7 protein-coding genes are annotated in these 12495 nt (G+C 73.5%); 3 read left to right on the forward strand and 4 right to left on the reverse strand.

The window, feature by feature from the left end; all coding sequences use genetic code 11:
• Positions 1–395: 395 nt before the first annotated feature.
• Positions 396–932: a MarR family winged helix-turn-helix transcriptional regulator gene (locus ACWGDE_RS28190; protein WP_453391843.1), complete on the reverse strand. Its 537-nt coding sequence runs from the start codon at positions 930–932 to the stop codon at positions 396–398.
• Positions 933–1055: 123 nt separating this feature from the next.
• Here ACWGDE_RS28190 and ACWGDE_RS28195 point away from each other — a divergent pair, with 123 nt between their 5' ends.
• A complete protein-coding gene (locus ACWGDE_RS28195; protein WP_453391848.1) occupies positions 1056–2339 on the forward strand; it encodes an MFS transporter in 1284 nt (427 codons plus the stop codon).
• Positions 2340–2419: 80 nt separating this feature from the next.
• Here ACWGDE_RS28195 and ACWGDE_RS28200 read toward each other — a convergent pair whose 3' ends face one another.
• Both ACWGDE_RS28200 and ACWGDE_RS28205 read right to left on the reverse strand, forming a co-directional pair.
• Complete coding sequence (locus ACWGDE_RS28200) at positions 2420–4207, reverse strand: ATP-binding SpoIIE family protein phosphatase (protein WP_453391849.1); 1788 nt, start codon at positions 4205–4207, stop codon at positions 2420–2422.
• A 147-nt stretch (positions 4208–4354) separates the two neighbouring features.
• Positions 4355–5749: an NAD(P)/FAD-dependent oxidoreductase gene (locus tag ACWGDE_RS28205; RefSeq protein WP_453391844.1), complete on the reverse strand. Its 1395-nt coding sequence runs from the start codon at positions 5747–5749 to the stop codon at positions 4355–4357.
• A 342-nt stretch (positions 5750–6091) separates the two neighbouring features.
• On the opposite strand from ACWGDE_RS28205, the gene ACWGDE_RS28210 reads away from it, so the two are divergent.
• Both ACWGDE_RS28210 and ACWGDE_RS28215 read left to right on the forward strand, forming a co-directional pair.
• Positions 6092–6883 carry a TetR/AcrR family transcriptional regulator gene (locus tag ACWGDE_RS28210; protein ID WP_453391845.1) on the forward strand — a complete coding sequence of 264 codons (792 nt, stop codon included), beginning with the start codon at positions 6092–6094 and terminating at the stop codon, positions 6881–6883.
• Between the two features lie 206 nt (positions 6884–7089).
• On the forward strand, positions 7090–9018 hold the full coding sequence (locus ACWGDE_RS28215; protein WP_453391846.1) for a sigma-70 family RNA polymerase sigma factor: 1929 nt from the start codon (positions 7090–7092) through the stop codon (positions 9016–9018).
• Positions 9019–9054: 36 nt separating this feature from the next.
• Here the strand turns inward: ACWGDE_RS28215 and ACWGDE_RS28220 are convergent, their stop codons facing one another.
• Positions 9055–12360 carry an ATP-binding protein gene (locus tag ACWGDE_RS28220; protein ID WP_453391847.1) on the reverse strand — a complete coding sequence of 1102 codons (3306 nt, stop codon included), beginning with the start codon at positions 12358–12360 and terminating at the stop codon, positions 9055–9057.
• Positions 12361–12495: the final 135 nt, after the last annotated feature.

Below are 12495 nucleotides of genomic sequence, written 5' to 3' on the forward strand. Positions count from 1 at the left end.
TTGGCACGCTGTTGAGTTCTCAAGGAACGGACGCTTCCTTTGTACTCACCCGCAGTAACAATTACTGGGGCTTTCCTCCGGGCGCTTCCTTCGTTCTTGTGTCTCCGACTCTATCAGACTCTTTCGGGCCTGACTCCCAGTCAGCGGGGTTTGTCTTCCGGGCTGTTGGGCCCTTCCGACTCCCAGAACTCTAGTGGATTTCCCGGGCGATTCATAATCGGCCTTCGGGAATGAATTCGGGCATGCCGAATGCGTTCCCGGTGGGAGATCGTGCTGAGTTGGGTGCCGCAACGAGGCGGCGGGATTCGTCGTCTCCGAAACCTTTCGGCTCAGGGACAACTCGAAGAACCTTACGGATCCGGGGGGTCCGTGTCAACCCCGGACCCGGTCGGGGCTCAGTGCGGGGACTGGAGGGCCTCTACGCGGTCCAGGAGGCGGGTGAGCATGTCGCCCAGCACTCCGCGCTCGGCGGTGGAGAGGTCCTGGAGGAGGTCCTCCTCGAAGACCGTGGCCGCGCGCATCGCGTCGAGCCACTTGCTGCGGCCCTCCGCGGTGAGCTCCACGATCACGCGGACGCGGTTGTTCTCGTCCCGCTCGCGCGTGACCAGGCCTTCCGCCGTCATGCGGTCGATCCGGTGGGTCATCGCGGCCGGCGTGAGGCCCAGCTGCTTCGCGAGCTCGCTCGGGCCCATCCGGTACGGGGCCCCGGAGATGACGAGGGCCTTGAGGACCTCCCACTCCGCGTTGCTGATGCCCAGGGCCGCGGTCTGGCGTCCGTACGCCACGTTCATGCGGCGGTTCAGGCGGCTCAGGGCCGAGACGACCTTCTCGACCTGGGGGTCGAGGTCCTGGAACTCGCGCTGATAGACGGCGATCTGTTCGTCGAGGCTCGGCTCGTGGACGGGCGCAGTGCCGTCGGGGGTGTCACCCATGGTTCGAAGTATCGCACGAGCCCGTTGGCGTCTAACTCCTTCGGTGTGTAGAGTTAAGGATCGAACTTTAGGGATGAAGTCTTCAAGCTTCAGCAATCAAGGTGGTGAGAAGTGACCAAGGTGATGGGCGCTGCGATGCGGCGGATCCAGGCCGGGAACGCGTTGACCGCGTTCGGCATCGGCTTCACGGTTCCGTTCCTCTATGTCTACGCGGCGAAGGTGCGAGAGCTGGACCCCATGTGGGCCACCGGCGCGTTCATGGCGTTCGCCCTCGGCGCGCTTCTCGCGCTGCCCTTCACCGGGCGGGTGATCGACCGACGCGGTCCGGTCCCCGTCGTCATCGGTGCCGCCTTCCTGGCTTCGGCCGGTGCGCTGTCGCTCGGGCTCTCCACGGGTGTGGTGGCGATCCTGCTCTCGGCGCTCGCGCTGGGCGCCGGCCAGGCCGTCATGCAGCCCGCGCTGGCCACGATGATCGTGCGGTGCTCCACGCCGTCCACCCGGACCCGTGCCTTCGCCCTCCAGTTCTTCATGCAGAACCTGGGTCTGGGCATCGGCGGGCTCATCGGCGGGCTGATCGTCGACGAGACCCGTCCCGGCAGCTTCACCCTGCTCTTCGGCATCGAGGCCGTGATGTTCCTGGTGCTGGCCGGGGTCATCGCCACCGTGCGCATGCCGCAGGTGCCGGCCATCAGCAATGCCCTGGCCAAGGACGCCGCGCAGAAGGGCGGCGGCTGGAAGCGGCTGCTGGAGCACAAGGCCATGGTGCAGTTCTGCGTCCTCGGCTTCGTCCTCTTCTTCGCCTGCTACGGACAGTTCGAGTCGGGTCTGGCCGCCTTCGGTACCGAGGCCGCCGGGATCTCCCCGTCCACGCTCGGGTTCGCGCTGGCCGCCAACACCGGTGCGATCGTCCTCGCGCAGTTCGTCGTGCTGCGGCTGGTGGAGAACCGTCGCCGCTCCCGCGTGATCGCGCTCGTCGGTCTGATCTGGACCGGCGCGTGGATCATCGCCGGGTTCTCCGGTCTGGGGCACGGCAGCGCCGTCATGGCCGCCGCCGCGTTCGTGACCACGTACGCCCTCTTCGGCATCGGCGAGGCCATGCTGTCGCCGACGCTGGCCCCGCTGGTGGCCGACCTGGCTCCGGAGGGCTCCGTGGGCCAGTACAACTCGGCCTTCGCCCTGGTCAAGCAGATGGCGCTGGCGCTCGGGCCGCTCGGTGTGCCGCTGGGTGCGGGCGTGCCGATGCTGTACATCGGGATCTTCGTCCTGGTGTCGCTCGGCATCGCCGGGCTGGCGCTGCGCCTCGGCAAGCAGCTGACGCCGGTGCAGGACAACCCCTCGCTGGCGCCGAGCGTGGTCGTGACCGGGTCGGCGGAGCAGGCGAAGGCCGCGGAGCCCGTGCACGCGTAAGAGGCAGTGATGTGGAGAAGGCCCCGGTCCGGTGGATCGGGGCCTTCTTCGTGTGCGCGGTCCGGCGTTCGCGGCCGGGGCTACTTGTCCTTTTCCTTGTCCTTGTCGGGGAGCGCGAACTCGCACCAGACGGCCTTGCCGCCGCCCGGGGTGCGGCGCGAGCCCCAGGACGAGGCGATGGTGGCGACGATGGAGATGCCGCGGCCGGTCTCGTCGGCCGGTTCCGCGCGGCGGCGGCGCGGGAGGTGGTCGTCCCCGTCGGTGACCTCGATGATCAGCCGGCGGTCGGTGCGGCGCAGGCGCAGGCGCATGGGCGGGGTGCCGTGCTGGAGGGAGTTCGCGACGAGCTCGCTGGCGGCCAGGACACCGAGGTCGCACAGCTCCACCGGGAAGCGCCAGGAGGCGAGGACGCCCTGGGCGAAGGCCCGGGCGCGCGGGGCGGCCTCGATGCCGCCGAGGAGTTCCAGGGCCGCGTTGTGGAAGAGCTCGGCATCGGCTCCGGTGCGGGCGGGCTGCTGCAGGACCATCACGGCGACGTCGTCGTCGTGGTCGGCGTCGACGCCGAGGGCGCGCATCAGGCGGTCACAGATGACGGCGGGTGTGCCCTGGGCGCCGGAGAGGGCGCGTTCGAGGGCGGCGACGCCTTCGTCGATGTCCTCGCCGCGGCGTTCGACCAGGCCGTCGGTGTAGAGGACGGCGGTGGAGCCGGGGCCCAGCGCGATGGTGCCGGAGGTGTGGAGCCAGCCGCCGGTGCCGAGCGGCGGGCCGGTCGGGTCGGCGGCGCGGCGGACGGTGCCGTCCTCGTCGCGGACGAGGATCGGGAGGTGGCCGGCCGAGGCGTAGGCGAGGAGGCCCTCGTTGGGGTCGTGGACGGCGTAGACGCAGGTGGCGATCTGGCTGGCGTCGATCTCGGCGGCCAGTCCGTCGAGGAGCTGCAGGACCTCGTGGGGCGGGAGGTCGAGGCGGGCGTACGCGCGGACCGCCGTGCGGAGCTGGCCCATGACGGCGGCGGCGCGGACCCCGCGGCCCATGACGTCGCCGATGACGAGGGCGGTGCGGCCGGCGCCGAGGGTGATGACGTCGTACCAGTCGCCGCCGACGGCCGCCTCGGTGCCGCCGGGCTGATAAGTGGCGGCGACGCGCAGGTCGTCGGGCTGTTCCAGTTCCTGCGGGAGGAGGGAGCGCTGGAGGGTGACGGCTGCCTCGCGCTGGCGGCGCTCGCTGGCGCGCAGGCGTTCGGCGGCCTCGGCGTGGTCGGTGACGTCGGCGAGGTGGATCAGGATGCCGGTGGGATGGGGGCCCTCGCCCTCGTCCTCGGCGGGGGCCTTGGGGAAGTCGACCGGGGTGCAGGTGACGGTGTACGAGCTGCCGCCGCCGGGCGCGGTGCGGTTCTTGGCGGTACGGGGCTTCCCGCTGCGCTGGACCTGGTCGAGGAGCGGGAGCAGGCCGAGCTCGCCGAGCTCGGGGAGGGCCAGGTGTGCGGGGGCGCCGGGGGTGCGGGCGCCGAAGCCGGCGGTGTAGGCGTCGTTGACGTACGCGACGCGGTGCTCGGGGCCGTGCACGAGGGCGACGAGGGCCGGGAGGCGGCCGAGGACGTCCCGGACGGAGAGCTCGTCGGGGGAGGGCACGGGCGCGGCGGGGTTTCCCGTACCGGCGGTGGCGGGCGTGGCGGCGGTGGCGGAGCCGGTGCCGCGGACGGTGGGGTCGGCGGGGCCGCCGTCGGGCGCGGTCGCTGACTGGCCGGCGGCGCCGCGGGCCGCGGGGACCGAGCCTTCGCCCCGTTTGGCCTGGGCGGCGGCGTGTTCGGACCGGGCGGCGGCGCGACGCTGCGTTCCGGGGAACCGGGCGCTCCAGCGCGTGAAGTTCACTGCGTTCAAGCCTCGTGGTGTCGCTCGTGGTCGCTGTGTCACTCGGTGGCACTCGGGTGGCACTCGGATGTCACGCTGATGTCACTCTGTGCAGGTGTGAGCCCACCTATGGTCACACGTCCAGTGTGGCCGACGGCACTGACAACGTCAGCCCCGGCTCTCCTTCGGGGGGTCCTTGGGGCCTCCGCCCGCGGCGAGTTCGAATTCTGCTCTGGGGTGTTCGAGGGATCCCAGGGAGACGATCTCACGCTTGAAGAGACCGGAGAGGGTCCATTCGGCGAGTACGCGCGTCTTGCGGTTCAGGGTGGGGACGCGGCTGAGGTGGTAGGCCCGGTGCATCAGCCAGGCCGGGTAGCCCTTGAGCTTGCGGCCGTAGACGTGGGCGACGCCCTTGTGGAAGCCGAGCGAGGCGACGGAGCCGGCGTACTTGTGGGCGTACTCGGTGAGGAGTCCGCCGCGCAGGGCCGAGACGAGGTTGTCGGCGAGGACCTTGGCCTGGCGGACGGCGTGCTGGGCGTTGGGCGCGCAGGCGGTGCCCTTCTCGGGCGCCGTGATGTCGGGGACGGAGGCGGCGTCGCCGGCCGCCCAGGCGTGTTCGACGCCCTCGACGGTGAGGAAGGAGGTGCAGGCGAGGCGGCCGCGGTCGGTCTTGGGCAGGTCGCTGGCGGCGAGGATCGGGTGCGGTTTGACGCCGGCGGTCCAGACGACGGTGCGGGTGGGGAAGCGCGCGCCGTCGCTGAGGACGGCGACGCGGTTCTCGCAGGATTCGAGGCGGGTCTCGAGGCGCAGGTCGATGCCGCGGCGGCGCAGTTCGCGGATCGTGTAGGTGCCCATTTCGGGGCCGACCTCGGGGAGGATCCGGTCGCTGGCCTCGACCAGCACCCATTTCATGTCCTCGGGTTTGACGTTGTGGTAGTAGCGGGCCGCGTAGCGCGCCATGTCCTCCAGCTCGCCGAGGGCCTCGACTCCGGCGTAGCCGCCGCCGACGAAGACGAAGGTGAGGGCCGCGTCGCGGATGGCGGGGTCGCGGGTGGAGGAGGCGATGTCCATCTGTTCGATGACGTGGTTGCGCAGGCCGATGGCCTCTTCCACCGTCTTGAATCCGATGGCGTATTCGGCGAGTCCCGGAATGGGCAGGGTGCGGGAGACGGAGCCGGGGGCGAGGACGAGTTCGTCGTACTCGATCTCGATGGGGCCGCCGCCCTCCTCCTCGGTGGCGAGGGTGGTGACGGTCGCGGTCCGGGCGGCGTGGTCGATGCGCCGGGCCTCGCCGATGACGATGCGGCATTTCGGCAGGACGCGGCGCAGCGGGACCACGACGTGGCGCGGGGAGATGGAGCCGGCGGCCGCTTCGGGGAGGAAGGGCTGATACGTCATGTAGGGCTCGGGAGTGACCACCGTGACCTCGGCCTCGTCGGTTCTCAGCTTTCGCTGGAGCCGGAGTGCCGTGTACATGCCTACGTAGCCGCCGCCGACGATGAGGATCCGCGTACGGGGCGGGGTACCGGGGGCCGTGCCCCGGGAGTTAGCAGCCTTCACCATCCCATGACGCAACGTGGCCGGGAGTTTGTCCACAGGCCCGACAAATTGTGTGACCGGAGGGAAGCCCGGGACGGGGTTGTCCAGGGATGTGGATGTAGGTGAAGGTGCGCAGGTCAGACAGTGCGGAAGGGGTGATTCCGGGGACTTGGAACGGAAAAGTGAGGGTGAATGCTCCGATCGGGCGGCGGTCCGTCCGGGGCTGCCTCTTCTGAATTGACTCTGGCTCAACTATGTTCGTATCTCGTCGAGGAGTAGGACCAGGGCCCTCATGACCGTGGCCCCCCTCGACGCGAAGGCGGGGAGTGTCTCCGGGGGGAGACAAATGATTACCGGGGGATACACATGCACATTTCCGATTTCCATGCTTCTGGCACGGCACTGTCGACGGCCACGGCCTCGGCGGAAAGCAATGGCCGTCTGATGGCGGGCGGTCCCACCACGCACGGCGTGGGCCGCTCCACGCCGCTGCGCGTCGACGCTCAGCGCAACCTCGAACACGTACTGCGCGCGGCCCGCGAGGTCTTCGGCGAGCTGGGCTACGGGGCCCCGATGGAGGACGTGGCACGGCGCGCGCGCGTCGGCGTCGGCACCGTCTACCGGCGGTTCCCCAGCAAGGACGTCCTGGTCCGGCGGATAGCCGAGGAGGAGACCTCCCGGCTGACCGAGCAGGCGCGCACCGCGCTCGGCCAGGAGGAGGAGCCGTGGCAGGCGCTGTCGCGGTTCCTGCGCACCTCCGTGGCCTCCGGCGCCGGGCGGCTGCTGCCGCCGCAGGTGCTGCGGGTCGGCGGGCCGGAGGAGGACGGGGCGCAGGACGAGGACGCGCGCGTCCCGCACCAGCGTCAGGCCGTCGTGGCCGGCGGGGCTCCCGACCTGCGGGTCGTGGGGGCTCCGCGGACCGGTCTGGACGACGAGCCCTCGGACGACGCGGGCGCGGGTGCGCTGCTGGAGGTCGTCGGCCGTCTGGTGGACCGTGCCCGGGAGGCCGGTGAGCTCCGCGCCGACGTCACGGTGGCCGATGTGCTGCTGGTGATAGCCACGGCGGCGCCCGCGCTGCCGGACGCCGCGCAGCAGGCGGCGGCCTCGGCGCGACTGCTCGACATCCTGCTCGAGGGACTGCGGTCCCGGACCGTCTGACAGGGAGTGGCGGGACCCCGTCCTGGTGGTCGCGTCAACCGGATCCATCGAACGGCTGCTCGCTCGAACGGGTGAGGTCACGTACGGCGATTCGCCGGACCTTGCCCGGATGAGTGGATGGCGTGGAGACGGGTCCGGTGCGCGGCCACCATGTGACACGCTGGATCGGTGTACCGGTTTGAGCGTGTCGTACGAGGGCTTCCGCGATGAGCGTTGACGGGCGGGAAGAACCGCGCGCCGGTGGCGATGTCGAGGCGGGCAGTCTGCCCGCCCGGCAGGTCCCGGCGCAGCGCGAACCGGGCGGGCGGCACGCCGCCGGGTCGAGCGGCGAGCTGCCGCCGTCCGACGGGGACTTGATCGCCCGGATGCGCGGCGGCGACGACGGCGCGTACGAGGAGCTGTTCCGCCGGCACGCCGATGCCGTACGCCGCTACGCCCGCACCTGCTGCCGGGACGGGCACACCGCCGACGACCTGACGGCGGAGGTGTTCGCACGCACCCTCCAGGCGGTACGGGGCGGGGCCGGTCCGGACCAGTCGGTGCGCGCCTACCTGCTGACCACCGTGCGCCGGGTCGCCGCGGCCTGGGCGAAGACGGCCAAGCGGGAGCATCTGGTCGAGGACTTCGCGCTGTTCGCGGAGCAGGCGGCCGGAACCGGGGACGGCCCCGTCGCGCTGAGCGGGGACGACACCCTGGAACTCGGCGCCGATGTGCGGGCGATGCACGAGGCCGAGCAGTCCCTCGCCATGCAGGCCTTCCGGAGCCTGCCCGAGCGGTGGCAGGCCGTGCTGTGGCACACCACCGTCGAGGAGGCCTCCCCGAGCGCGATCGCGCCGCTCTTCGGGCTGAGCGCCAACGCCACCGCCGTACTGGCCAGCCGGGCCCGCGAGGGGCTCAAGCAGGCCTACCTCCAGGCCCATGTGAGCACCGCGCTGAGCTCGGGCGGGGACTGCGCGCGGTACGCCGACCGGCTGGGCGCGTACGCCCGCGGCGGCCTGCGCATGCGGGCCGAGCGGGGGCTGCGCAAGCACCTCGAGGAGTGCGCCCGGTGCCGGATCGCCGCCGGGGAACTCAAGGACGTCAACGCGGGCATTCCCGCGCTGCTGCCGGTCGCGGTCATCGGGTGGTTCGCCGCCGGGTACGCGGCCAAGGCCGCCGGGGTGGTGGCGGGCGGGGCCGTCGCCGCGGGAGGTGCCGGGGCCGCCGCTGCCGCAGCGGGCGGATCGACCGCAGGGGCCGGAGCAGGGGCCGCGGGTGGGGCCGCCGGTGGGGCCGCGGCGGGCGGGTCCGGCGGGGTCGGCGGAGCCGTGGCCTCCGAGGGGCTGGGGCTGCCCGCGAAGGCCGCCATCGCCGCCGGGGTCGTGGTCGCCGCTGCCGCCGGGGTGGTGTTCGCACTGGCCGGTGACGACACCGAGCCGCAGGCCCGGGCGAAGCCAGCGCCCAGCCTGGCGGCGCCGGTGCTGCCGGTGCCGGGGAGTTCCGCGCCCGCCGCGCAGGAGCCGAGCCCGACGGAGGCCGAGCCGCCGCCGGCACGAAGCTCCGTACCGCCGCCGCGGACGTCTTCGCCGACCCCGCCCGCGCCGCCGGCCGCCAAGGTGCCGGCGCCCTCGCCGAGCCCGGAGCGGCCTTCGCCGAGCCCGAGCCGCAGCGTCAGTCCCCGGCCGAAGCCGCCGGCTCCCCCGCCGCCGTCTCAGGCCGCGGAGGGGTTCCGGCTCTCCGGGCTGGACCACTCCGTCTTCGGGGACCACAGCGGTCCCGAGATCCAGACCTGGCGCAGCAGCTGGGTGTGGCAGCGCTGGGGCCCGCAGATCGGCGGGCAGCGCTATGCCAACGGGATCACCGTCGACTCCCGCTCCTCCGTGGAGATCGCCCTCAACCGGCAGTGCACGAACTTCTCCGCGCGGGCCGGTGTGGACGGCCTGTCACTGCTCACGGACGGCGAGGTGCGCTTCTCCGTGTACGCGGACGGGCAGCGCCTGTGGCAGTCCCGCGCGCTCGGCTACGAGGACCGGGCGGTGGGCGTCTCCGTGTCCCTGGCCGGGCACAAGACGCTGCGCCTGGTCGTGGAGCGGGCCGGGGACGGCCGCCTGCCGACGCTGGCGAGCTGGGCCGACGCCGTGATCAGCTGCCGCTGACGCGGCGGGCGGCGGCAGGCGGGCGGCGGGCGGCGGTCAGGTTTCCGCGAGGAGCGCCGCCACCTGCGCCGGAGTGAGGGCGGCGCCGGCCGCCTCCTCGCGGGCGTGGCGTTCCGGGCCGAGCGCGGCTCGGGTGCGGTCCGGGAGACCGGCCAGGGCCGCCGCCTCCGGGACCGAGCGCGGGTGGCCCGCGCGCCACGCGGTGGCGGCGGCGAGGACCCGTACGGCTTCGGCGGAGCGGCCTGCGGCCGCCAGCTGAAGGGCGGCGGTGTCGGCGAGCGCGGCGAGGACCCGTTCCGCGCAGTGCCCCTCGACGGCGGCGGCCAGGGAGGGGGCGATCCGGGCCAGGGCGGCCTCGGGGCCCTGCTCGCGTCCGGCGAGGAGCGCGTCGATGTTGTCGAGCCCGGCGGTGAGCTGCGGCGGCCCGGTGACCTTCCCGGCCTCGGCGCGGGCCAGATCGCACTCGGTGCGGGCCCGGGCGAGGTCCTCGCGGAAGAGCGCGAGCAGCGAGGCGACCAGATGGCTGTAGGCGCGGACGTCGTACACCCCGCCGAACTGCCCGGCCTCCAGGTCCGCCTGGTCCAGCAGCCGCTCGCATTCGTCGAAGTCACCGGCCGAGAAGGCCGCTTCGGCGATCCGGACGAGCGCGAAGGGCGCCTCGATGTGCGCGCCGACCTCGCGGGCGAGGCGCAGGCACTCCTCGTACTCGGTGCGGGCGTCGTCGTACCGGCCCTGGGAGAGGGCCAGTTCGCCCGAGGCGCTCGCGACCTGGGAACGGATCCAGCGGTCGCCGACGCGGTGGGCGATCTCGTGCAGTTCGGCGATGTCCTCGTCGACGGTGGGCAGACCGCCGGTGATGTCGATGGCCACGTGGGTGCGGAGCATGAGGGTGACGCCGAGCTCCCAGTCACCGCCGTGGCGGCGGCAGTTCGCCACGGTGGCGTCGAGCTGGCCGCGGAAGTCGAGGGCGTTGCCGGTGAGGAACGAGGCCATGGGCCAGAGCAGACCGGGGAAACGGGCCGACTCCGGTCCGCCGCGGGCGAAGACCTCGACGATGCGGGCCGTGAGGGCGGCGTACTCCGTGGAGTGGAACTGCTCGATCTCGCGGCCCTCGGCGAGCAGGAAGAAGTGGAGGGCTTCCAGGCGCATGAGCTCCCAGTAGGGCGCGGAGTCCTGGGGCGGGCCGGGCGGGGTGACGGCCAGGACGCGGGCCGCCCATTCGGCGCCCTCGTCGCGGTAGTTGCGCAGCCACCAGAACCAGCCGAGGGCGAAGACGAGGCGGCGGGCGGTGTCGTCGTGGTGGGTGACGGTGTTGTGGAGGGCGGCGCGGAGGTTGTCGAGCTCGGTCTCGATCCGGCGGATCCAGGGGAGCTGGGCGGCGGAGCGGAGCAGGGGCTCGGCCTCCTCGGCGAGGGCCGTGAAGTGGGCGGCGTGCCGGCGGGCGGTACGGGTGCGGGCGGCTGGGTCGGCGGCGGCGCGTTCGGTGGCGTACTCGTGGATGGTTTCGAGCATGCGGTAGCGCATGCCGGTGGGGCCGGCGGGCTCGGCGAGGACGAGGGACTTGTCCACGAGGGAACCGAGGAGGTCGGGTACGTCCAGGGGGGTGGCCGGCTCCAGGGGGTCAGCGCCGTGGTCGTCGGCGCCGTTGTCGTCCGCGCCGTTGTCGTCCGCGCCGTTGTCGTCCGCGCAGACCGCCTCGGCCGCCGCCAGGTCGCAGCCGCCCGCGAAGACGGACAGGCGGCGCAGGACGGTGCGTTCGGGCTCGGAGAGGAGGTCCCAGGACCAGTCGACGACGGCGCGCAGGGTCTGCTGGCGCGGGAGGAGGGTCCGGGAACCGCCGGTCAGGAGGCGGAAGCGGTCGTCGAGCCGGTCGGCGATCTGGCGCGGGGTGAGCAGCCGCAGCCGGGCGGCGGCCAGCTCGATGGCGAGCGGCAGGCCGTCGAGGCGGGCGCAGATCTCGGCGACGGCGGCCGGGTCCTCGTCCGGGGTGAACCCGGGGCGGGCGGAAGCGGCCCGGTCGGCGAAGAGCCGGTGCGCGGGGGCGGGCGGGAGCGGTTCGACGGGGCGGAGCGTTTCGCCGGGGACGCCGAGGGGTTCACGGCTGGTGGCGAGGATCCGTACGCCCGGGCAGTGCGCGAGGAGGCGATCGGCGAGGTCGGCGGCGGCGCCGATGACGTGCTCGCAGTTGTCCAGGACGAGGAGCAGACGGCGGTTCGCGCAGTGCTCGACGAGGAGGGTGGTGGGGTCCTCGGCCGGGGTCTTCTCGCGGGCCACGAGGGAGCTCTCGCGCAGGCCGAGGGCGCTGAGGACGGCTCCGGGGACGGCCGCCGGGTGGTCCAGGCGGGCCAGTTCGACGATCCAGGCGGGCTCGGGGCGGCCGGTGGCGGCGGCCGCGTCGGCGTGGTCGGCGGCGGCGTGCTCGGCGAGGCGGGTCTTGCCGGAGCCGCCGGGGCCGGTGAGCGTGACGAGGCGCAGGCGGGCCAGGTCGTCTCGGAGGGAGGCGAGTTCGGGTTCGCGTCCGACGAAGGAGGTGAGGCGGGGGCGGAGGTTGCCCTGCGGGACGGGGGCGGGGGCGGGGGTGGGGGGCGGGGTCCGGGGTGGGGTCGGGCGGAGGAGTTCCGCGTGCAGGGCGGCCAGTTCGGGGCCGGGGTCCGCGCCGAGGGCATCGGCGAGGGTGCGGCGGGTGCGCTCGTACGCGGCGAGGGCCTCGGCGGGGCGGCCGGCCGCGCGGAGGGCGCGGAGCTGCTGGGCGCGGAGGGGTTCGTCGTACGGGTGCTCGTGGATCAGTGCCTCGATCTCCGGGAGGAGCGATGCCGGGTCCGGGATCCCGGAGCGGAGGTCGGCCTCGACCCGGTCGCGGAGCGCGGCCGTACGGTGCGCTTCGGCGGCGGGCGCGTGGGCCGTGCGGGCGGGCTCCGGGAGGTCGGCGAAGGCGGGGCCGCGCCAGAGGGCGAGGGCCTCGCGGAGGGTTTCGGCGGCGGTGCGGTGGCCTTCGGCCAGTTCGCGGGTGCCTTGGCGGGCGAGCCGGGTGAAGCGGTGGAGGTCCACGTCGTCCGGGCCGGCGACGGCGAGGCGGTAGCCGCCGGCGGGGTCGGCCAGGACGGTGTCCCGGGAGCCGAGGGCGCGGCGCAGGCGGGCGACGAGGGCCTGGAGGGCGGCGGGGGCGTCCTGGGGCGGGTCGTCGCCCCAGACGTCGTCGATGAGGTCGGCGACGGGGACCGGGGTCCGGGTGTCGGCGCGCAGGGCGAGCGCGGTGAGGAGTGCGCGGAGGCGGGGGCCGCCGAGGGGGCGGGGGCCGGTCTCGTCGCGGGCCTCGGTGAGGCCGAGGATCAGGTAGATCACGGAGCCATACTGCCGGGCGATTGCTGGGGGTGGGTGGGGGTTTTCGGCGTCCGCCGGGGCCTGGGGCTCCCGCCCCTGGGCCCTGGCACCTCAAACGCCGGCGGGGCGGGAGTGGGCCCCGGGCCCCCAGCGGGG

This window comes from Streptomyces sp. NPDC054956 (assembly GCF_053609185.1).